The sequence below is a fragment of the Curvibacter cyanobacteriorum genome, from assembly GCF_028649475.1.
Lineage (GTDB): Bacteria > Pseudomonadota > Gammaproteobacteria > Burkholderiales > Burkholderiaceae_C > Curvibacter > Curvibacter cyanobacteriorum.
On sequence record NZ_JAQSIP010000005.1, the window covers coordinates 225,974 to 247,981 of the forward strand.

Consider the following 22,008-nt stretch of genomic DNA (forward strand, 5'->3'; position numbering starts at 1 on the left):
AATCGAATTCTACAAACCCGGCCGCGCGCTGCGCGGGTCGGACTGCCCCCTTGAGCGCCTGCCCACCCCCCAATTGCCTGCGATGGATGTCCCGAACGATGCGTGAACCGAGACCTGTAGCCCGGCGGCCTTTCGTTCGGACCCCCCTGGCCGTGCTGGCCGCCCTGCTGTGCCAGACCACCTGGGCCCAGAGCGCCACAGACGACGAGGCCTCGCCACGCCTCAAAAGCGCCAGCCAGTTGCAAGAAAAAATCTCGCCGCTGTCGCGCCCGGAGCGACCGACCTTTGTCACTGGCGACCAGATCACGGGCCAGAACGAACTGCAGACCGTGGTCGAAGGCAACGGCGAACTGCGCCGCGCTGACACCGTGATCCGCGCCGACCGGCTCGAGTACTTCCAGCCCACCGACACCGCCAAGGCGCGTGGCAATGTGTTCATCAACCGCGCCGGCAACACCTACAGCGGCAACGAGCTGGAGCTGAAGGTCGACGCCTTTGAGGGCTTTTTCACCCAGCCGCACTACGAGTTTCTGTCCACCAAGGCCTACGGCGACGCCGCGCGCATCGATTTCGTGGGTGAGAACAACATGGTGGTGCGCAACGGCACCTACAGCACCTGCCGCCCCACCGGCGGCCCGGACTGGATGCCGGCCTGGCTGCTGCGCGCCGATGCGGTCAAGCTCGACCAGGAAAACAGCATTGGCGTGGCGCAAAACGGGGTGTTGGAGTTTTATGGCAAACCGGTGCTGAGCGCGTCCTCGCTGAGCTTTCCGCTCAGCGACGCGCGCAAGTCCGGCTGGCTGCCGCCGTCGGTGGGCGTGTCCTCGCGGGACGGCTTCGAGTACACCCAGCCTTACTACTGGAACATCGCCCCCAACCGCGACGCCACCTTCTACCCCACGGTGCTGTCCAAACGCGGGCTCGACCTGGCGGGGGACTTCCGCTACCTCGAGAACAACTACCGCGGCCAGATGTGGGGCAACTACATGCTCAGCGACAAGCTGCGCAACAGCTCGCGCTGGGGCTATGCGGTGAACCACAACGGGGCCATCGACACCGGCTTCAGCTCGATCGGGTCGCTGGGGGTGGGGCTCAACCTGAACCGCGTCAGCGACAACAACTATTGGCGCGACTTCAACCGCAGCATCCCCACGCTGACCCAGCGCCTGCTGCCCACCGACGTCAACATCACCTGGGGACGCGACGAGTACTTTGCCCAGCTGCGCCGCCTCAAGTGGCAGACGCTGCAGGACGTGACCTCGCCGATCACCCCGCCCTACGACCGCGCGCCGCAACTGTTGGGGCGCTACACGCGCAACAACCTGTCGGGCTTTGACGTGGTGCTGGAAGCCGATCACACCCAATTCCAGGCCGACCCCGTCCTGACCAAGCAACCCAACGCCCAGCGCCGTTACGCGCAAGCCGTGGTGAGTCGCCCCTGGCTGACGCCAGGCTGGTTCATCACGCCCAAACTGCAGCTCTACCGCAGCGACTACAGCTTCAGTGCGCCCTTGACCAACGGCATGAACCAGGCCTCCTTGTCGGTGCCCACTGTCAGCTTGGACGGCGGGCTGTTCTTCGAGCGCGATGCCAGCTACTTTGGCCGCGCCTACCGGCAGACGCTGGAGCCGCGCGCCATGTACGTCAACACGCCGTACCGCAACCAGAGTGCGATCCCGGTATACGACACGGCGCTCAACGACTTCAACTTCGCCACCATCTACACCGAAAACGCCTTCGGTGGGCGCGACCGGATTTCCGATGCCAACCGGCTAACGCTGGGCGTGACCAGCCGACTGCTGGCCCCTGAGACCGGGGGCGAAATCGCCCGTTTCGGCATCGCCCAGCGCTTGCTGTTCCGCGACCAGTTGGTGACGATGCCTGGTGGCACCCCGGTGACCAACCGCGCCAGCGACCTGCTGCTGGGGGCGGCGGTCAACTGGACCCCCAGCTGGATGATGGACACCACGGTGTCGGTCAACCCCGAGACCAAGGTCACCAACACCTCGTCCATCAGTGCGCGCTTCAGCCCCAGCAACTACCGCGTGATCAACGCGGCCTACCGCTTCCAGCGCGACAACAGCGAGCAGATCGACATCGGCTGGCAGTGGCCCCTGAACGACCTGTGGGGCGACAAGGGCGTGGACAAGGGCCCGGGGCGCGGCCTGGGGCCTGGCCGCTGGTACGGCGTCGGCCGGCTCAACTACGACATGATGAACAAGCGCATGGTCGACGCCATCGTCGGCTTTGAGTACGATGCCGACTGCTGGATTGGCCGCGTCGTGCTGGACCGCCTGAACACCACCCTGGTGACCGCCAACACGCGCATCCTGTTCCAAATTGAATTCGTGGGCTTCTCCCGCATTGGGGCCAGCCCGCTGCAGACCTTGCGGCAAAGCATCCCGCGCTACCAATACCTGCGTGAGCAGGTCACGGCGCCGAGCCGCTTCAGCAACTACGACTAAGGCCACGGCCAGAGCTTCTTTCCATGACGATCAAATGTGTTTCTGCGCTGGCGCTGGCGTGCCTGACCCTGCTGTCCACCCCCAGCCAGGCCCAGGGCATCCGGCTGAAAAATGGCGCCCAGGCGCCCTCCGCTGGCCGGCCGATGGGGTCGCCCAGCGCCGCCACTCAGGCCAGTGGTCCGCAGGCTGCGGATTACATCGTGGCGGTGGTGAACTCCGAACCCATCACCAACAACGAAGTGCGCGTGCGCACGCTGCGTGCCCTGCAGCAATTTGCCCAGCAAGGTGTGACGCCACCGCCCGAAGCCGAACTGGTGAGCCAGGTGCTGGAGCGCATGATCAGCGAGAAGGCCCAGCAACAACTGGCCATCGAGCAGGGCATGAAGGTCGAGGACAGCGCGGTGGACCAGGCGTTCCAGAACATCGCGCGACAGAACCAAATGAGCCCTGCCGAGCTGCAGCGCCGCATGGAAGCCGACAACATCAGCGTCAAACAGATGCGCGATGACCTGCGCAACCAGATCCTGCTGTCGCGCCTGCGCGAGCGCGAGGTGGAACCCCGGGTCAAAGTGACCGAGTTGGAAATCGACCAACTGCTGCTGGAACAAACCGCCCGCCAGTCGCTGGCCCAGCAGGAAATCAACCTGGCCCAGGTGCTGATCGCCGTGCCCGATGAGACCTCGGCCGATACCGTGTCCAACCTCAAGGCCCTGGCTGAACGCGTGGCGGCCCAAGCCCGGGCCGGGATCGACTTTGCCACCCTGGCGCGCGACTACTCCAACGGCACCGACCGCGCACGGGGTGGCGAGATGGGCTTGCGCGCAGCAGAGCTCTACCCCGAGCTGTTTGTCCTGGCCGTGCAAGGTGTGCCGGTCAACGGCATCGCCGGCCCCATCCGTTCGGGGGCGGGCTTCCACGTGCTCAAGGTGATTGACCGCCAAAGTGCCAAGCCGGCAGCCATGATGGTGCCGCAAAGCCGCGCCCGCCACATCCTGCTGCGCACCGGCCCCAAGCTCAGCGAGGCCGCCGCGATCAAGCTGATCCAGGGCTACCGCCAGCGCATCGTGTCGGGTGGCGCCTTGTTCGCCGACCTGGCGCGCGACCACTCGCAGGACGGCAGTGCCAAGCAAGGCGGCGACCTGGGCTGGGTCAACCCGGGCCAGTTCGTGCCCGAGTTCGAAGAAGTCATGAACAGCCTGGAACCGGGGCAGATCAGCGAGCCCGTGGTGTCGCGCTTTGGCGTGCACCTGATCCAGTTGATGGAACGCCGCGAGGTGCCGATGTCGCAGCGCGACCAGCGCGAACTGGCGCGCAACGCCCTGCGCGAAAAGAAGATGGAAGAAGCCTACGTGAACTGGTCCAAGGAAGTGCGCGACCGCGCCTATGTGGAGATGCGGGAAGCCCCCCTGTGATGAAGCACATTCCCCGCAAACGCTTTGGCCAGCATTTCCTGTCCGACCGTCTGATCATTGACGGCATCGTCGACGCCATCGCACCGGCGCCGGGCCAGCCCATGGTCGAGATCGGCCCCGGCCTGGCCGCGCTGACCCAGCCCCTGGTGGAGCGGGTGGGCCAGTTGACGGTGATCGAGCTCGACCGCGACCTGGCGCGCCGCCTGCGCGAGCACCCGCAGCTCAAGGTGATCGAGTCCGACGTGCTGAAGGTGGATTTCACCGCGGTGGCGCGCGATCTGCAGGTGCCCAAGCTGCGGGTGGTCGGCAACCTGCCCTACAACATCTCCACGCCGATCCTGTTCCATCTGTTGACGCATGTGGACGTGGTGCAGGACCAGCACTTCATGCTGCAAAAAGAGGTCATCGACCGCATGGTGGCCTCGCCCTCCACAGGCGACTACGGGCGCCTGAGCGTGATGCTGCAATGGCGTTACGCGATGGAGAACGTGCTGTTCGTCCCGCCAGAGAGCTTTGACCCGCCACCGCGCGTGGACAGCGCCGTGGTGCGCATGGTGCCGCACGAGACCCCGGCCGCCTTGCAGCCCCAGCTGCTCGAAGAGCTGGTGCAAGTGGCCTTCAGCCAGCGCCGCAAGCTGCTGCGCCACACCCTGGGCCGCTGGCTCGAAGCGCGCGCCTTCGGCGGGCAGTTCGACACCCAACGCCGGGCCGAAGAGGTGCCGGTGGCCGAGTACATCGCGCTGGCCCAGGCGCTGGGCTGAGCCCTCAGCCCCTCACCCTCGCCGTCGCACTCACCTTCGCACTCACCGTCCTACTCGCCGTCCTACTCGCCGTCCTACTCGCCGTCGCCGGCCTGAGGCATCGCCCGCGTTCGCTGACGCGGGCCTGGGCACGCCAGCGCCCCTGGACAGGCCGACCGGCCAGCCTGCCTGCGCGGTGATGGCACCGCCGCGGCGGCCGGACCGGCACCGCGCGGGCGCAGCCCCCCAGCAGGCGCCGGCCTCGCCGGCGCTGCGGGTGGCCTGGTCAGTGCTTAAAAAGTCTCCCAGTCGTCCTCGCGCCCCGCGGCGGCGGCCGGGGCGGGCGCTGACCGGGCCGGGGCTTGCAAGGACGCAGCCGGGGCCGGCTTGGGCGCGGCGCTCAGCGCAGAGGGGCGCGCCGCCGAAGTAGCGGCCGCCACACGTTGCGGCGCCGGGACTGGGCGGGCCGACGGTGCGCTGCGGGCCGCGCTGGCCTGCGCCACATCGGCGGCGCTGAGGCGGAAGCGCCGCACCAGCTGTTCCAGCTGCTCGGCCTGGCTTTGCAGCGACTGGGCCGCGGCGGCCGACTCTTCGACCAGCGCGGCGTTCTGCTGCGTCACCTGGTCCAGCTGCGCCACGGCCTGGTTGACCTCGCTGATGCCACTGCTTTGGTCGCTGGCGGCGTCGGTGATGTCGGCCACGATCTGCGCCACGCGCTGCACCGACACCACCACCTCGTTCATGGTGGCACCGGCCTGCTGCACCAGGGTGGCCCCGGACTCGACCTGCGACTCCGAGGCGCCGATCAGGGACTTGATTTCGCGCGCCGCCTGCGCCGCGCGCTGGGCCAGCGAGCGCACCTCACCGGCCACCACGGCAAAGCCCCGGCCCTGTTCACCGGCACGGGCGGCTTCCACCGCCGCGTTCAGCGCCAGGATGTTGGTCTGGAAGGCGATGCCGTCGATGACGCCGGTGATGTCGCCAATCTTGCGCGAGGCCCCACGGATGTCCTCCATCGTGCTGACCACACGCGACACCACCTGACCGCCCTGCTCGGCGACGGCCGAGGCGGAACTGGCCAAGCTGCTGGCCTGGCGCGAGGACTCGGCCGACTGCTGCACGTTGTGGGTCAGCGACTCCATCGAGGACGAGGTCTTTTGCAGGTTGGCCGCGGTCTGCTCGGTGCGGTGGGACAGGTCGTTGTTGCCGCTGGCGATCTCGGTGCTGGCGGTGGCGATGCTCTCGGTGGCCTGCAGCACCTGCTTGACCAGGTCACGCAACGACTGCTGCATCTGGCCCATGGCACTGACCAACTGGCCCAGCTCGTCGGTGGACTGGCTGGACACCTCGTTGGACAAATCGCCTTGGGCAATGCGCTCGGCCAGGTCACGCGCCTGGGTGATGGCGCCCGCCAGGCCGCGCACGCTGAACACGGTCAGCGGGATCAACACCACCAGGGCCACCACCAGCAGCACCACCATCAAGGCGATCTGGCGGGTGATGTCCTGCTGCATCGACGTCTGCGCGCTCTGCATGGCCTCCCGGGCCTGCTGCACCAGGGTCGAGAGCCCTTGGTCGGCGGCTTCGATGTGCTTCTTCTGGCGGTCCGCGTAGGCGCCGGCGGCGGCGCCGTCGATCTGGGCGCGCTCCACCTGCTCCAGGATGGGCGTCAAACCCGCCTGGTATTCCTTGAGAGCGGCCTGCACCTGCTTGAGCGCGTCCACCAGGGCCGGCTCCTCGGGGTGCTGCGAGGCCAGGGTCTGGGCCCCGGCCTGCAAGCCGTTGAGCTGTTTGGTCCAGCTCTCGCGCAGGTTGGCCACCTCGACCGAGTTGTTGAAGCTGATGATGATGTCTTTTTCGCTGCGCCGGACCTCGGCGGCCTGCAAGCGCAGTTCATCGAGGGTGGTGAGGGCATGCACCTTCTGCTCGAGCAGCACTTTGAGCGTGCGGTCGGTGCTGTGCAAGGCCCAGAAACCGGTCAGGCCAATCACCGTGAGCAGCAGGAGGGAGAAACCGGTCCCAAAGTAAAGGCGGTTTCGGATGGATAGTCGATTGAGCAAGTTCATGGCTGGCGCCTCAAAGGTGTCTGCAAGCTAAGGCAAGACTCGAGCCATGCCGCAGACTGAAGCCCCATGTTGAGCCGCAAAAGGGCCCCTCACATCCTTGAGAACCCTGATTTCAACGAAATTCATGGCCCCGCAAGCCGATGAATGGGCGGCAAGCCATGAAAAAGCCCGCGAGAAGCGGGCTGATGGGGGCAGGGCGCGGGGGGCGCCCTGGCGGGTCGGGGCTCAGGCCGCCGACAGCCAGTAGCCCGAATTGAAGGGACTGCTCATGCGCAGGGCCTGCGCGGACACGTCCACCAATTTGTCGGTCGGCATCTTCTCGCCGGCGTCGTTGTTGACGGCAAACCCCTTCAGGGAACTGCCGATGTCAGCCTCTGTCGCCCGTTCTGCTTGGCCAGCTTGTGCAGAACGGGCTACAGAAAAGAATAGAAGCAGCGGAAAGAGATCTTGCGGTCGGCCCAGTAGTCGGCAGCGTCGCGGAAGATGTCGAGCAGTTGCTCGCGGGCTTCCTTGTCGAACTTGGCGTGCGCAGGGATCTGCTCCAGCACCACCACAAAACCAGGCTGCGGGCCCGATTTATGCAAGGGGTCTGTCATGCAGTCGTACAGCGCGTCAAAGTTCTTCCCGAAATGGGAGGGGAAGGTGAACTGGGCCGCGATCATGTCCAACACGTCTTGCTTGGACTGCGCGTTGGCCAGATTGGCATACAAAAAATGCTGACCCAGGTGCCGGGCGGCATCTTGAAGGTCCTGTACCCGAAAGGCCCGAATCGACTGAACGATGTTGGTTCGAACGGTACGAAGTGGCGTATCCATCTCCGCGTCTCTTTCTCTAAGGTCAAAAAAATAGGCCAACCGCCGCCCAGGACACGAGGACCTGCAGCGACCGCTGACTGGAAACCGGTGGCTTCGGGGGTCATTCGACAAGGCGGCGAAAGCTCGCGTAATGGTCACTGGTGTAGTAACAGGCTTCCGGTGCCGTGGGCTGCAAACCGCCGCAGACCAGGCGCCGGGCACCCCGGTCACGCGACCCGGGTGTCCGAACGGTGTACTCACGGTAATACCCCCGCTTGTAGGGCGGCAAAATGCGCTCGCGGTTACCAAAGACCACGCCGTCCTTCTCGTAAGGGAAGGGCCCTCCTTGGAGGATCAGGCGGTAGGTGTCGCGACCCTGGGCAGGCAACTCCGCCAGGGTGACCGTGGGCAAGCCATCGGTTGCGGGCGTCTCTCGGGAATGCACCAAAGCAGTGCCGAAGAGGGCCGCTGCCATCATCAGACAAGCCACTGAAAACCGGCTTGTTCTGGCGGCAACGTTTTGCAGCATGAAATTACACCTTTCAGAAACCTCGGGTAAACCCCAAAATTTCAAGGCGTGAGTTTGACGTATTTACCCTTGAAATGCAAGCGGCTGCTCAAAATTTGAGCAGCCGCGAGGGCGTTTAACGGACCAAAAAGTTAGCGCTCGCTCTGAGCAAAGCGCTTACCGGCCCACGTTGGCGTCGGCCACCGTCAGCGCCGTCATGTTCACGATGCGGCGCACCGTGGTGCTGGCCGTCAGGATGTGCACCGGCTGCGCTGCACCCAGCAGCACCGGGCCAATCGCGATGTTGCCGCCCGCCGCCGTCTTCAGCAGGTTGTACGAGATGTTGGCTGCATCGATGTTGGGCATCACCAGCAGGTTCGCGCTCCCCGACAAGGTGCTGTGCGGCATCAGCGCATCGCGCGCTGCACCATCCAGTGCCACGTCGCCGTGCATCTCGCCATCCACCTCCAGCCACGGCGCCTGTACCCGCAGCAGCTCCAGCGTCTGGCGCATCTTCACCGCGCTGGGCTGGTTGCTGCTGCCGAAGTTGGAGTGCGACAGCAGCGCCGCCTTGGGCTTGATGCCAAAGCGCATCATCTCCTCGGCCGCCATGATGGTGATCTCGGCTAGTTGCTCGGCGGTCGGGTCGTAGTTGACGTGGGTGTCGACCACGAACACCTGGCGGTCGGGCAGCAGCAGGCCGTTCATGCACGCGTAAGTGCTCACGCCCGGGCGCTTGCCGATCACCTGGTCCAGGTAGTTCAGGTGCAGCGCGGTGTGGCCCCAGGTGCCCGCGATCAGGCCGTCCACCTCGCCCTTGTGCAGCAGCATGGCGCCGATCAGCGACAGGCGACGGCGCATCTCGATCTTGGCGATCGGCACGGTCACGCCCTTGCGCTCGGTCATGCGGTGGTAGGTCTGCCAGAAGTCGCGGTAGCGGTGGTCGTTCTCGACGTTGACCACGTCGTAGTCGCGACCTTCCTTCAGGCGCAGGCCGAACTTCTCGACGCGCTCGGCAATCACCAGCGGGCGGCCGATCAGGGTCGGGCGGGCCAGGCCCTCGTCGACCACGATCTGGGCGGCGCGCAGCACGCGCTCTTCTTCACCTTCGGCATACGCCACGCGCTTCTTGGCGGCGATCTTGGCGGCCGTGAAGATGGGCTTCATGGTGGTGCCGGAGGCGTAGACAAAGCTTTGCAGCTTCTCGCGGTAGGCGTCCAGGTCCTTGACGGGGCGCTGGGCCACGCCGCTGTCGGCAGCGGCCTGGGCCACGGCCGGCGCGATCTTCATCATCAGGCGCGGGTCGAAGGGCTTGGGAATCAGGTACTCGGGGCCGAAGGCCAGCGGCTGGCCCACGTAGGCAGCGGCCACCACCTCGCTTTGCTCGGCCTGGGCCAGCTCGGCGATCGCGTGCACCGCGGCGATCTCCATCTCGACCGTGATGGTCGAGGCGCCCGCGTCCAGCGCGCCACGGAAGATGTACGGGAAGCACAGGACGTTGTTGACCTGGTTCGGGTAGTCGGTGCGCCCGGTGGCCATGATGGCGTCGTCGCGCACCGCCTTGACTTCCTCGGGCAGGATTTCGGGGGTGGGGTTGGCCAGCGCAAAGATCAGCGGCTTGGCGGCCATCTTGGCCACCATGTCGGGCTTGAGCACACCACCGGCCGACAGGCCCAGGAACACGTCGGCGCCTTCGATGATCTGGCTCAGCGTGCGGGCCTCGGTCTTCTGGGCGAACTGGATCTTGTCCTCGTCCATCAGCTCGGTGCGGCCTTCGTAGACCACGCCCGCCAAGTCGGTGACGAAGATGTTCTCGCGCGGCAGGCCCAGCTTGAGCAGCAGGCTCAGGCAGGCCAGGGCGGCGGCGCCCGCGCCAGAGGTGACGAGCTTGACGTCCTTGATGTCCTTGCCCACGACCTTCAGGCCGTTGAGCAGGGCCGCCCCCACCACGATGGCGGTGCCGTGCTGGTCGTCGTGGAAGACGGGGATCTTCATGCGCTCGCGCAGCTTGCGCTCAACGTAGAAGCAGTCCGGGGCCTTGATGTCTTCGAGGTTGATGCCGCCGAAGGTGGGCTCGAGCGCGGCAATGATGTCGACCAGCTTGTCGAGGTCTTGCTGCTCGTCGATTTCGATGTCGAACACATCGATGCCGGCGAACTTCTTGAACAGCACGCCCTTGCCCTCCATGACGGGCTTGGCGGCCAGCGGGCCGATGTTGCCCAGGCCGAGCACGGCGGTGCCGTTGGTGATCACGGCGACCAGGTTGCCGCGGCTGGTGTACTTGAAGGCCGCGTTGGGGTCCTTGACGATTTCTTCGCAAGGGGCCGCCACGCCGGGCGAGTAGGCCAGGGCCAGGTCGTGTTGGTTGACCAGCTGCTTGGTGGCCGCGATGGCCACTTTGCCGGGGGTCGGGAACTCGTGGTACTCCAGTGCCGCGCGTCGCAATTCAGCGCGCTTTTCTTCTTTGTTGACCTGGGTGTTGTCGGGCATCAAATGTCTCCTACTGGCTTGCAAGGGCGCGTTCCGCACACCAGCGGCGGTCTGTCCGTACTCGCAAGGGTTGGCGATTGTAGACTCAGCCACGGGAAAACCCTAGTAGGTGAATCTGCGTAATTAGGTGTTTCGGTTTTGACTTTTTCACAAAAGACCCAAGGGGATTCTGCGCCCGTCTGATGTCCCTTCCGAGCAAAAGCCCGCCAAAGCCCCTCCCAACGCGGGCCCTGGCTGGACACCGGGTCGGGCTGTCGAGTGGCGGGCCCGGTGATTTGCCCCTGACAGCACTGGGGCCATTGAAGCGCGGAGCCCGCCCTCAGCGCCCGCAGCGCCCCCCGGTGACCGCCCCCGACCCGCGCACCCGATCCCCCGGATGCCGGCGCTGGTGCGTCACCCGCGGTTGGCCAAACCGGGGGCAACGCCGATAATGGGGGCCCAACTCCCCCACACAGTCCCGAGGCCCTCCCATGTCCAGCATCAGCGCCATCGCCCAGTCGGGCATGCAGGCCGCCTTGCAGCGGCAGAGTTCGTCGGCGAACAACATCGCCAACCAGAACACCGAGGGCTTTCGGCGCGAGCTGGTCAGCCAGCAGGAACAAAGCGGTGGCGGCACCCAGACCAGTGTGACGCGGGCCAGCCAGGCGGGCAGCCAGCTGCCCGAGGACATGGTGGCGCAGATGGCCTCCAGCTACAGCTTCCAGGCCAGCCTCAAGACCCTCAAGACGCAGGACCAGATGATGGGCGCCCTGCTCGACGTGCGCGCCTGAGGCGGCGCGCGCAGCGCCTCCGGCTTCGGCGGCGCCCCCCTCCGACAGCGCCCCGCGGCGAGCCCCTGTGACGGCACAGGGCACGGGTATCATCTGGACCACCTAGATTCCGACACCGCGCAGGAGAACGCCATGGGACTGATGGACTTCATCAAGAAACAGTTCATTGATGTCATTCAATGGACCGAGGACCAGGATGGCACCCTGGCCTGGCGCTACCCCATGGCCGACCAGGAAATCCAGAACGGCGCGGTGCTGGTGGTGCGCGAATCGCAGATCGCGGTGTTCGTCAACGAAGGCCAGCTGGCCGATGTGTTCGGCCCGGGCACGCACCGCCTCAGCACCCAGACCCTGCCGGTGCTGACCAACCTCAAGAACTGGGACAAGCTGTTCGACTCGCCGTTCAAGAGCGACGTCTATTTCTTCAGCACGCGCCAGCAGATCGATCAGAAATGGGGCACGCCCCAGCCGGTGACGGTGCGCGACGCCGACTTTGGCGCCGTTCGCCTGCGCGCCTTTGGCAACTACAGCTTCAGCCTGGTCGACCCGCGGCGCTTTCACACCGCGCTGTCGGGCACGCGCGAGCGCTACGGCGTGGCCGAGCTCGACGGCCAGCTGCGCGGCCTGGTGCTGCAAAGCATCAGCCAGGCGATCGCCGCCAGCGGTGTGCCTTTCCTCGACCTGGCGGCCCAGCAACAGCGCTTTGCCCAGGCCTTGCAGCAGCAACTGGCCCCCGAGTTCCAGCAACTGGGCCTGCAACTCGACGCCCTGACGGTGCAGAGCATCTCGCTGCCCGAGGACCTGCAAAAGGTGCTCGACCAAAAAATCGGCATGGGCATGGTGGGCCAGAACATGGGCCAGTTCATGCAGTACCAGACCGCCCAGGCGATCCCCAAGTTCGCCGAAGGGGCAGGCCAGGGCGGCGGTGTGGCGGGCGATGCGATGGGCCTGGGCGCCGGGGTGGCGCTGGGCCAGGTGCTGGCGCAAAACCTCCAGGCCGGGCTGCAAGCGGCCCCGGCGGGCGCAGCCGCCGCTGCCGTGGGCATGAAGCCCGACGAGGTCATGGCCACGCTGGAGAAGCTGGCCGACCTGAAGACCAAAGGCATCCTGACTCAGGAAGAATTCGACGCCAAGAAGGCCGAACTCCTGAAGAAGCTCGTCTGACCGCGATCTGACCGATCGTGGCAGAGCGTTTTTACCGCGCGCCCTGTCCTGGGTGTGGCGCGCCCGTTGAGTTCCGCAGTGCCCAGTCGACGCACGCGGTGTGTGCCTATTGCCAAAGCACGGTGGTGCGGCAGGGCGAGGTGCTGTCGCGCCTGGGCCGCATGGCCGAACTGTTTGACGACCACAGCCCGCTGCAACTGCACGCCAGCGGCCGCTACCAGGGCCAGGCCTTCATCCTGATCGGGCGGCTGCAATACCAGTCGCCCACCGGCGTGTGGACCGAGTGGGTGGCCTGGTTTGACGACGGCAGCCAGGCTTTTCTGAGCGAGGACAACGGCGCCTATGTCATGGCCCGCCCGCGCGAGCTGCAACGCGACATGCCCGCCGCGTCGGCGTTCCGGGTCGGCGCCACCACCGCGGTGGAGGGCCAGCCCTACACCGTGGCCTTCAACGGCCAGGTGAGCCTGATCTCGGCCCAGGGCGAGCTGCCCAAGATGCCCCCGCTGGGCTTCGGCTTTGGCATGGTCGAGCTGCGCAGCGACCAGGGCGAGGTGCTGAGCCTGGACTACAGCCGCACCCCACCCGCGTTCAGCCAGGGCCGCTCGGTGGCGCTGGAGGACCTGCAGCTCAGCGGCCTGAAAAGCGAATCGGCCAAAGAGGAAAGCGCACGCCAGTTCAACTGCCCGCACTGCGGGGCGGCCGTCGAGATCACCCTGGCCAACACCAAGACGCTGAGCTGCGGCAGCTGCCACAGCCTGATCGATGTGTCGCAAGGCGTGGCGGGCGAGCTGCGCCACGCGCTGCAAGACGAACCCGTCGCGCCACAGATCGCGCTGGGCAGCCAGGGCACGCTGCAAGGCACCGCCTGGCAGGTGGTGGGCTTTCAGCACCGCATGGGCCGCAGCCCCGGCGATGATGAGTCCTTTGGCTGGAGCGAGTACCTGCTCTACAACCGGCAGCGCGGTTTCAGCTTCCTGGTCGACACCGAAGAAGGCTGGAGCCTGGTGCGTCCGATCACGGGCGCGCCCTCGCTGGGGGCGGGCGCACGCAGCGCCACGTACCTGGGCAACCGCTACGATCTGCAGTACCAGTACGACGCCGAAACCACCTACGCGCTGGGCGAGTTTTACTGGCCGGTGGCGCGCGGCCAGCGCAGCAGCCACCGCGACTACAGCAGCGCCAAGGGCCTGTTGTCGCTGGAGCAAACCCCGGGCGAGCAGACCTGGTCCAGCGGCAGCCGCCTGGACGCCGCCCTGGTGGCCAAAGCCTTTGGTCTGGCCAACAAGGCCGCTGATTTTCAACGCGGCGACGCCGGCCCCACGGGCGCCTTGCGCGGCCTGGGCTGTGGCACGCTGATCCTGATCGCGGTGGTGCTGATCGTGCTGGTGTTGCTGCTGAGCCGGTGCTCGCGTTGCGACCCGGCGGTCGAGAACTGCAACAACGGCGGCAGCTACCGCAGCACCGGGGGCGCCTATGGCGGCTACTCGGGCGGTGGGGGCAGCCACAAATGAACCCCCAATCCCCCGCGGACCCCCGTGGGCTCAGCAACTCAGGAGATTTCCATGGAACTTGAATGGCTTCGTCCCGGTGCCCTGATCGGCTCCATCGTGTTCGCCCTGCTGGGCGTGGGCATGTTCTGGCTGAGCTTTGTCATCATCGACAAGCTCACCCCCTACGACCTGTGGCAGGAGATCGTGGAAAAGCAGAACCTCGCCCTCGGCGTGGTGGTGGCCGCGATGGCCCTGGGCATCTGCCTGATTGTGGCGGCCGCCATCCACGGCTGAGCCGTGCCTGGCGCCTGCGTGTTTTAAAGACTGTGGACTGTTTTGAGCCTCCGACCTGAACTCCCCGCCCCCGTGTCCGACGTGGCCTGGCGCCCCCTGGGGCGGCGCCAGCCCAAGCTGAAGCCGCGCGAGCCCGACGGCCAAGACCCCGCGCGGGGCCCGCGGCCCCGACCGGTTGAACTGGCCCTGTTGACCAGCGTGTTCGTGGTGGCCGCCTGCGGCCTGCTGTACGAGCTGGCCGCAGGCACCCTGGCGTCCTACCTGCTGGGCGATTCGGTGCTGCAGTTCTCGACCATCATTGGCACCTACCTGTTCGCCATGGGCCTGGGCTCCTGGGCCTCGCGCTACCTGGAGCGGCAACTGAGCGCGCATTTCCTGCGCATCGAACTGCTGGTGGCCTTGCTGGGCGGCACCTTGCCGGCGGTGCTGTTCCTGACCAGCGCCTACCTGCCGGGGGCCTTCCGGTTTGTGCTCTACGGGCTGGTGGGGGGCGTGGGCACCCTGGTCGGGCTGGAGATCCCGCTGGTGATGCGCCTGCTCAAGCGCGATGTGCAGCTCAAGGAACTCGTGGCCCAGGTGCTGACCTTTGACTACCTGGGGGCGCTGGTGGTGTCACTGGCCTTCCCGCTGGTGCTGGTGCCCTACCTGGGCCTGGTGCGCACCGGCCTGCTGTTTGGGCTGATGAACGCCGCGGTGGCGTGCTGGGCCTTGTGGCTGTTCCGCCATGAGCTGCGGCGCCTGCGCGCCCACGCGCTGGCCTGTGCCGGCGTGCTGATCGTGCTGCTGGGCGGCATGGCGGGCGCCTCGCAGATCACCAGCCTGGCCGAAGACCGCTTCTACCAGGACCGTGTGGTGTACACCGCCTCGTCGCCCTACCAGCGCATCGTGGTCACCAGCGGGGCGCAGGGGCACCGGCTGTTCCTGAACGGCAATCTGCAGTTTGCCGAGCGCGACGAGTACCGCTACCACGAGGCCCTGGTGCACCCCGTGATGGCGGCCCAGGGCCGGCCGCAGCGCGTGGCCATCCTGGGCGGGGGCGACGGCATGGCGCTGCGCGAAGTGCTCAAGTACGCGAGCGTGCAGCAGGTCACCCTGGTCGACCTGGACCCGTCCATCACCGAACTGTTCAGCACCCAGCCGGCCCTGCTCAAGCTCAATGGCCAATCGCTCAAGGACCCGCGTGTGCGCGTGGTCAACGAGGACGCGTTCCAGTGGCTGCAAAAAACCGCCGACAGCTTTGACGTGATCGTGGTGGACTTTCCCGACCCCACCAACTTTGCCCTGGGCAAGCTCTACACCCAGTCGTTCTACGGCTTGCTGGACCAGCGCCTGTCGGCCAGCGGCTACGCCGTGGTGCAGACCACCTCACCGCTGGTGGCGCGCCGCAGCTTCTGGACCGTGGTGCGCACCCTGGAGGCGGCCGGCCTGACCGCCACGCCCTACCACGCCAACGTGCCCAGCTTCGGCGAATGGGGCTTTGTGGTGGCCAGCCGCCGACCCTGGCGCCAGCCCACCGAGTTGCCCCCAGGCCTGCGCTTCTTGAACACCGCCACGCTGCCGCTGCTGTTTGACTTTCCCCAGGACATGGGGCCGGTCCCGGCCAGCGTGAACCGGCTGTCCAACCAGATCCTGGTGCACACCTACGAGCAGGAATGGGGCAAGGTGAACCATTGAACCGCGACTGTGCTGCCCTGATGGGCCTCGGCCCCCGCGCTGGCCGGACGCCGCCTGGTGCGGTCACCCCATGAAGCGCCGCGACTGGTTGAGCGCCTCCACCGCCGGCGCCCTGAGCCTGGGCCTGGCCGGCTGCCTGCGCCCGGCCGCGCCACTGGACGGCGGCTTTGAAGGCGCCAGCTTCGAGCGCGGCCACCTGCTGCGCGAAAAGCCCCAGCGCTGGCCCGCGCCGGCCGTGTCGCGCCGCGTGAGTGCGCTGGTGCTCGGGGGCGGCATTGCCGGCCTGGCCGCGGCGCGGGCCTTGCGCCAGGGCGGCGTGGACGACCTGGCCGTGCTGGAGATGGCCGACCAGCCCGGCGGCAACAGCCGCGGCCGCGAACTCGGTGGCCTGGCCTGCCCGACCGGTGCCCATTACCTGCCCGTGCCCGGCGACGACGCGCGCGAGGTGCAGGACCTGCTCGAAGAACTGGGCCTGCGCCGACGCGAGGCCGGTCGCTGGGTCTACGACGAGCAGGCGCTGTGCCACAGCCCCCAGGAGCGCCTGTACCAACACGGTGAATGGCACGAAGGCCTGCTGCCCAGCCAGGACCTGAGCCCGGCCGCGCTGGCCCAGTACCAACGGTTTGCCAGCCTGGTGGCGCAAGAGCAAAAGCAGCAGCGCTACACCCTGCCGCTGTCACGGCAAACCCTCAGCCCCGGGCAACTGGCGCTGGACACCCAGACCTTTGCCCACTGGCTGAACCAGCAGGGCCTGAACGATGCAGGCCTGCGCTGGTACCTCGACTACTGCTGCCGCGACGACTACGGGGCCGGGGCCGAGCAGGTATCCGCCTGGGCCGGTCTGCACTACTTTGCCAGCCGCCATGGCTTTCAGGCGCCCGGCAGCGACGCGGCCGCGCAAGCCGCCGAGTCCAGCGTGCTGACCTGGCCCGAGGGCAACGGCTGGCTGGTCGACCGCCTGGCCGCGCCGCTGCAAGGCAGCCACCGCGGTGGCCCGCTCTACACCGGTCGGCTGGTGCTGCGCATCGAGGACCAACGCCACGCAGTGGCGGTGGATGTCTGGGACGTGGCGCAACAGCGGGTCGAACGCTGGCTGGCCGCGCACTGCGTGGTGGCCTTGCCGGTGCCGGTGGCGGCGCGCGTGCAAACCGCCGCGCCCGACTGGCTGCAGGCCACCACCCTGCGCTGGCAGCACGCGGCGTGGGTGGTCGGCAACCTGCAACTGGCGGCGCCCCTGGCCGACCGCCCTGGTGCCGCCCCGGCCTGGGACAACGTGGCCTATGGCAGTGCTGGGCTGGGCTATGTGAACGCCGCCCACCAGCGGCTGGACCCCCGCCCCGGCCCCACGGTGCTGACTTTCTACAGCGCGCTGGGCACCGCTGCGGCAGCCCGCCGTGACCTGCTGACCCAGCCCTGGACGCACTGGCGCGACCTGCTGCTCAAGGACTACCTGGTGCCGCACCCGGACCTGTTCGACACCGCCCAGCGCTTTTCGGTCACCCGCCATGGCCACGCCATGGCCGTGCCCGTGCCCGGCACGCTGGCGCACCTGAGCCGCCTGCCGGGCGGCGGGGCCCACCGCGGCCGTGCCCCCAGCGTCCCGGCCGTGCTGGCCGAGGGCCGACTCAGCTGGGCCCACAGCGACTGGTCTGGCTACTCGGTGTTCGAGGAAGCCTTCACCCGCGGCCACGACGCAGGCCGCGCCGTGGCCCAGCAACTGCGTGGACGCCTGCCCGCATGAGCCCCGCCCAGCCCCCAGCCCACCCGACCGCCTGGACCGTGCGCCCGCTGCGCGCCACCGACCTGCCGGCGCTGATGCGCGTGCAGGTGGCCGCCTACGGCGAGGGCTTGGTGGAGCCCGCGGCGGTGCAAGCGCAGCGCCTGCGGGAGGCCCCTGACACGGTGTGGGGCGCGTTCCGGGACAGGCAACTCGGCGCCTACCTGATGGCCTACCGCACCCGGTCCGACGCGATCGGGGCCCTGCACCAGGGCTTTGCCCCCGACCCGCAGGGCAACACCCTGTACCTGCATGACCTCGCGGTACACCCCGAGGCGGCGGGGCAAGGCCTGGGCTCGCAACTGGTGGCGCATGCGCTGGCCCACGCACAGGCCCTGGGGCTGCAGCAACTGAACCTGGTCGCGGTGCAAGGTTCCCAGGGGTTTTGGCAAGCGCACGGCTGGGCCGTGCTGGCCGCGCCGCCCGCCCAGGCCGTGCAAGCATTGGCCAGCTATGGCCCCGGGGCGCAGGTGCTGACGCGGCCCGCCTGAGCGCAGCCGCACCGGACCGCGATCCCGCTCCGCCGAGGCCGCCGCACGGTGCCCCCCACGCGATGGGTCGCGGCCCGCTGGGCTCAGCGCAGCGGGCTGCCCGAGGCCTGCTTGCGGGCCGCCACCAGCTTGGCCTCGTGTGCGCTGCGCCAGTGCTCAAAGGCTTGGCCCATCAGGGGGCGGGCGAACAGGTAGCCCTGGCCGATGTCGCACTCCAGGGCCATCAGGGCCGAGGCTGTGGCGTCGTCCTCCACCCCTTCGGCGACGGTGCGCAGGCCCAGCTTGCGGCCCAGCGCGATGGTCGATTCGGCGACGTGGCGGTCGCGCGGGCTGCGCAGCAGCGCGCTGACAAAACTGCGGTCGATCTTGATGCTGGTGAACGGGAACTGGCTCACATAGGACAGGCTGGAGAAGCCGGTGCCAAAGTCATCCAGTGCCAGCGACAGGCCGGCAGCGCGCAGGTCTTGCAGGCGCCGCAGCACGATCTCGGGGTTGGCGGCCAGGGCCGACTCGGTGACCTCCAGCTCCAGCAACTCGGCGGGCACGTTTTTGCGGTGCAGCAGGTCCTTGACGTGGTCGGTGAAGTCCGGGTCTTGCAGGTTGTTGGCGCTGATGTTGACGGCCACCTTGAGCGGCTGCCCCTGGGCCTGCCACAGCGCCATCTGGTCGAGCGCGGCACTGACCACCCAGCGGGTCAGCGGGTAAATCAACTCGGTCGATTCGGCCAGCGGAATGAACTCCGACGGCGGCACCCAGCCCAGGCGCGGGTGGTGCCAGCGCAGCAGCGCTTCGACGCCTTCGATCTCGCGGCTCTCCAGCCACAGCTTGGGCTGCCAGGCCAGTTGCAACTGGCCGTCGCGGATCGCGGCGGACAGCTCGGAGCGCATCTTCAGATCATGGCCCGGCGCGTTCTCGAAGCTCTTGCTGTAGCGCACCTGCGACCCCACCACGGTGCGCGCGCGGGTGGCCGCCATGTCGGCACAGCGCAGCAACTGACCCGCGTCCAGCGCGTCGCCGGGGTAGTCGGCGCTGCCCAGCTTGAGGTGCAGCTCGACCGAGGTTTCGCCCATCACGATGGGCTCGCGCACCACCCGCACCATCAGCTCGCAAATGGCTTCGGTGGGCAAGGCGGGACCGGTGTAGCCGGGCAGCGGCGGGGCGGCGGCGAAGTCGGTGCCCCCGGCCCGCGCCAGCGTCCAGCCATGGGCACTGAGCTGGCGCTCCAGGCGGCGGGCACTGATTTCCAGCACCATGTCGGCGGCGCGGTGGCCGAAGGCCTCGTTGACCTCCTTGAAACGCGCCAGGTTGACGAACACCAACTCAAACGCCTGACCTGGCGCCTGTTCGATGCGCTCATCGAGGCGGCGCAACAGGCTGTGCCGGTTGGGCAGACCGGTCAGCGGGTCGTGGTTGGCGAGGTACTCCTGCTGGCGGCTGTGGCGGCGCTCTTCGCTGAGGTCGCGCAGCAGGCACAGCACCTGCGGTTCGCCCTCGAGCGTGAAGGTGGACAGGCGCACATCGCAGTCAAAGTGCTGCTGGGTCAGCGGGGCGTCAAAGCTGTATTCAAAGCGCAGGTGCTCGCCCGCCAGGGCACGTTCGATGCGGGTCTGGGGCAGGGTGCTGGGGCGGCCGGTGGCCGGGTCCACCGGGTGCGGAAAAAACTCGGCCATCGAGCGGCCCACCACCTCGTCGGCCTCGTGCAAACCCGTCAGGCGCAGCGCCGCCGCGTTGAGGTTGAGGATGCGCCCGCTCGGGCTGTGCACGATGACCCCATCGGCCACGTCCTCGAACAGGCGCCGGTACACCGACTCGCTGGTGGCCAAAGCGCGCAGCATGCGGGTCAGCGCTCGCACCCCCAGGCCCAGGGCGGTCAGCGACAGCAACAACAGCACCCCCTTGGTCACGCTGCGCTGCAGCCACGGGTCCAGCACCTCGGCATCGGACTGCATGCTGGCCACCAGCAGCGGGTAGCGGTCCGAGCGGCGGAAGGTGCCCGACAGGCCCTGGCCCTGGGCGTCCTGGGCCTCGAACGCACCGGTGGGTGCGCTGCTGGCCAGCTGGGCCAACTGGGCCGACTCGCCCGACATGCGCCCCACCAGGCGCTCGCGCCCCAGGGTGTGCATGAGCACCAGGCCCGAGGGCAGGTAGGCGGCCTGGTCCAGCGGTGCCTGGGCCGAGGTGTTGAGGCTGGGCGGGCGCAGCGATTGCAGGGGAATCAGCGCCCCCAGCAGCCACTCGCCCGGCGACGCGCCGCCGGACAAACGCAACAAGGCGGGCAGCACATAAGTCTGCCCGCCGTCGAGGCTGATCGGGGGGTGGAGCGCCAATTGCCCCGCCACCTCGGGCGGCTTGAGCCGGCTCAATTCGGAACGCACCTCGGACAAGCGCTGGCGGTGGTCCACGGCGACCAGTTGCTCGCCACGCCGCACAAACAGCACCTGGCTGCTGGTGTCGTAGCGCATGGCGGTGGTCAGCAGGGATTCCCAGGCGGCCGGGCCGGCGTGGCTGTGGCTGTCTGCGCTCAGCAGGGCCTCGGCCAGACCTGCGAGGCTGTAGGACGCCTGCTCCAGCACCGAATCCGTGAGCTGGCGCAGGTTCTCGGTGATCTGGTAGCTGGTGTCCTGGGCGATGCGCCGGGTGTTGTGGCGGTCCTGGGCGATCGACAGCGCGGTCAAACCGACAAAGCACAGGGCCATCATGGCAGCCGCCCACACCAGCAGGCGGCCAAAACGGCGGCCCAACAGGTAGCTTTCAGAGGCAGAGAGAATTTGCATGACGGCGTCCTGACCGGCATCGGCAGAAGCGCTACCGGGTGTAACCATCGTAACCAACAATTTCAACCTGTCACGCTCCAGACCGGGCAAGCGCGGGAAATCCCTGTCATGAAGGGGTCACAGCCGGGCGCCAAAGTGCTGGTTTTTCGTTCACGCCTTGAGTGCCTGTTTGATGTCCCGCGCGACCCCCTCGACTTCCGCCGCCGTCCTGGCGCGCACCGCCCAGGCCTGGTGCCTGCCTTTGGTGGCTCCCTGGGCCCGCCCCACCCCCAGCGGCCAACGGCCCCACCCCGGCGTCCGTCCCCAAACCGCCTGAGCCCGGCGTGGGGCTGTCCCACGCGGTGCCCCCTTAGGGTGGGCACGGGCGCTATCATCGCGCCCGCCATGACTTGCCCTGCTGCCGCTGCCGACACCCTGCCTGTGCTGTATTCGTTTCGGCGCTGCCCCTATGCCATGCGGGCCCGCCTGGCGCTGCGGGCCTGCGGCCTGCCGGTGCGTTTGCGCGAGGTGGTGCTGCGCCAAAAGCCGGCGGCGTTGCTGGCGCTGAACCCTGCCGGCACCGTGCCGGTGCTGCACGGGCCCCAGGGGCTGTTGCTGCTGCACAGCCTGGAGATCATGCGCTGGGCCTTTGCCAAGCAGGCCCCCGCCGGCTGGTGGCAGCCCCGCAGCCCCGCCGAGGTCGCCCTTGAAGCCCAATGGCTGCACGCCAACGATGGCGACTTCAAACGGGCCCTGGACGGTTACAAATACCCCGAACGCCACCCCAGCCAAAGCGCTCAGGACTGGCGTGAGCAGGCGGTGGCGGGCCAGCTACGCCCCCTGGAAGCCCAGCTGCAAAGCCATGGGCAGGCGCATGTCTGGGGCGCCGAGCCCGGTCTGCTGGACCTGGCGCTGTGGCCTTTTGTGCGCCAGTTTGCCCAGGTCGATGCGGCCTGGTGGGACCGCGCCAGTGGGCTGGACGCCGTGCGGGCCTGGCTGCGTCGCGGCCTGAGCGGGCCACTGTTTGAGTCGGTGATGGACAAGTACCCGGCCTGGCAACCCGGCGATGCCGACGTCTTGTTCTGAGCGCTGACGCGCCCCGCGCGCCCCTCAACGCCCC

16 protein-coding genes are annotated in these 22,008 nt (G+C 67.8%); 11 read left to right on the forward strand and 5 right to left on the reverse strand.

The features are described 5' to 3' along the window. Window positions 1-86: 86 nt before the first annotated feature. From PSQ40_RS12985 to rsmA, 3 genes are read left to right on the forward strand one after another with little or no spacing between them, the layout of a single operon-like run. Complete coding sequence (locus PSQ40_RS12985; RefSeq protein ID WP_273951953.1) at window positions 87-2,465, forward strand: LPS-assembly protein LptD; 2,379 nt, start codon at window positions 87-89, stop codon at window positions 2,463-2,465. 23 nt (window positions 2,466-2,488) lie between these two features. Continuing rightward, on the forward strand, window positions 2,489-3,877 hold the full coding sequence (locus tag PSQ40_RS12990) for a peptidylprolyl isomerase (protein ID WP_273951954.1): 1,389 nt from the start codon (window positions 2,489-2,491) through the stop codon (window positions 3,875-3,877). Next, window positions 3,877-4,638 carry a 16S rRNA (adenine(1518)-N(6)/adenine(1519)-N(6))-dimethyltransferase RsmA gene (gene rsmA, locus PSQ40_RS12995; RefSeq protein ID WP_273951955.1) on the forward strand — a complete coding sequence of 254 codons (762 nt, stop codon included), beginning with the start codon at window positions 3,877-3,879 and terminating at the stop codon, window positions 4,636-4,638. Before PSQ40_RS12990 ends, rsmA begins: the two co-directional genes overlap by 1 nt. A 272-nt stretch (window positions 4,639-4,910) precedes the next feature. Here rsmA and PSQ40_RS13000 read toward each other — a convergent pair whose 3' ends face one another. The 4 genes from PSQ40_RS13000 to PSQ40_RS13015 all read right to left on the reverse strand — a co-directional run bounded on the left by PSQ40_RS13000 (window position 4,911) and on the right by PSQ40_RS13015 (window position 10,475). Next, on the reverse strand, window positions 4,911-6,683 hold the full coding sequence (locus PSQ40_RS13000) for a methyl-accepting chemotaxis protein (RefSeq protein WP_273951956.1): 1,773 nt from the start codon (window positions 6,681-6,683) through the stop codon (window positions 4,911-4,913). 413 nt (window positions 6,684-7,096) lie between these two features. Next, window positions 7,097-7,498, reverse strand: a complete 402-nt coding sequence (locus tag PSQ40_RS13005) for a barstar family protein (RefSeq protein WP_273951957.1) — start codon at window positions 7,496-7,498, stop codon at window positions 7,097-7,099. A 100-nt stretch (window positions 7,499-7,598) separates the two neighbouring features. Continuing rightward, complete coding sequence (locus PSQ40_RS13010) at window positions 7,599-8,006, reverse strand: ribonuclease (RefSeq protein ID WP_273951958.1); 408 nt, start codon at window positions 8,004-8,006, stop codon at window positions 7,599-7,601. Window positions 8,007-8,162: 156 nt separating this feature from the next. After that, window positions 8,163-10,475, reverse strand: coding sequence for an NADP-dependent malic enzyme (locus tag PSQ40_RS13015; protein WP_273951959.1), 2,313 nt, complete (start codon window positions 10,473-10,475; stop codon window positions 8,163-8,165). Window positions 10,476-10,945: 470 nt separating this feature from the next. Between PSQ40_RS13015 and PSQ40_RS13020 the strand changes: the two genes are divergently transcribed. The 7 genes from PSQ40_RS13020 to PSQ40_RS13050 all read left to right on the forward strand — a co-directional run bounded on the left by PSQ40_RS13020 (window position 10,946) and on the right by PSQ40_RS13050 (window position 18,135). Continuing rightward, a complete protein-coding gene (locus PSQ40_RS13020) occupies window positions 10,946-11,245 on the forward strand; it encodes a flagellar basal body protein (protein WP_273951960.1) in 300 nt (99 codons plus the stop codon). A 132-nt stretch (window positions 11,246-11,377) separates the two neighbouring features. After that, on the forward strand, window positions 11,378-12,409 hold the full coding sequence (locus PSQ40_RS13025; RefSeq protein ID WP_273951961.1) for an SPFH domain-containing protein: 1,032 nt from the start codon (window positions 11,378-11,380) through the stop codon (window positions 12,407-12,409). Between the two features lie 17 nt (window positions 12,410-12,426). Next, window positions 12,427-13,920, forward strand: a complete 1,494-nt coding sequence (locus tag PSQ40_RS13030) for a DUF4178 domain-containing protein (protein WP_273951962.1) — start codon at window positions 12,427-12,429, stop codon at window positions 13,918-13,920. A gap of 51 nt (window positions 13,921-13,971) precedes the next feature. Beyond that, window positions 13,972-14,193 carry a DUF350 domain-containing protein gene (locus PSQ40_RS13035; protein WP_273951963.1) on the forward strand — a complete coding sequence of 74 codons (222 nt, stop codon included), beginning with the start codon at window positions 13,972-13,974 and terminating at the stop codon, window positions 14,191-14,193. Between the two features lie 117 nt (window positions 14,194-14,310). Then, the gene (locus tag PSQ40_RS13040; protein WP_273952046.1) at window positions 14,311-15,867 is read left to right on the forward strand and encodes a polyamine aminopropyltransferase; all 1,557 of its coding nucleotides are present in this window, start codon (window positions 14,311-14,313) and stop codon (window positions 15,865-15,867) included. 70 nt (window positions 15,868-15,937) lie between these two features. Next, the gene (locus PSQ40_RS13045) at window positions 15,938-17,608 is read left to right on the forward strand and encodes an FAD-dependent oxidoreductase (protein ID WP_273951964.1); all 1,671 of its coding nucleotides are present in this window, start codon (window positions 15,938-15,940) and stop codon (window positions 17,606-17,608) included. Further along, on the forward strand, window positions 17,605-18,135 hold the full coding sequence (locus PSQ40_RS13050; protein ID WP_273951965.1) for a GNAT family N-acetyltransferase: 531 nt from the start codon (window positions 17,605-17,607) through the stop codon (window positions 18,133-18,135). Before PSQ40_RS13045 ends, PSQ40_RS13050 begins: the two co-directional genes overlap by 4 nt. An 83-nt stretch (window positions 18,136-18,218) precedes the next feature. Here PSQ40_RS13050 and PSQ40_RS13055 read toward each other — a convergent pair whose 3' ends face one another. Further along, a complete protein-coding gene (locus PSQ40_RS13055) occupies window positions 18,219-20,909 on the reverse strand; it encodes a putative bifunctional diguanylate cyclase/phosphodiesterase (protein WP_273951966.1) in 2,691 nt (896 codons plus the stop codon). A 384-nt stretch (window positions 20,910-21,293) separates the two neighbouring features. On the opposite strand from PSQ40_RS13055, the gene PSQ40_RS13060 reads away from it, so the two are divergent. Further along, window positions 21,294-21,974 (forward strand): glutathione S-transferase N-terminal domain-containing protein, encoded by a 681-nt coding sequence (locus PSQ40_RS13060; protein WP_273951967.1) that lies wholly within the window; start codon window positions 21,294-21,296, stop codon window positions 21,972-21,974. Window positions 21,975-22,008 lie beyond the last annotated feature (34 nt).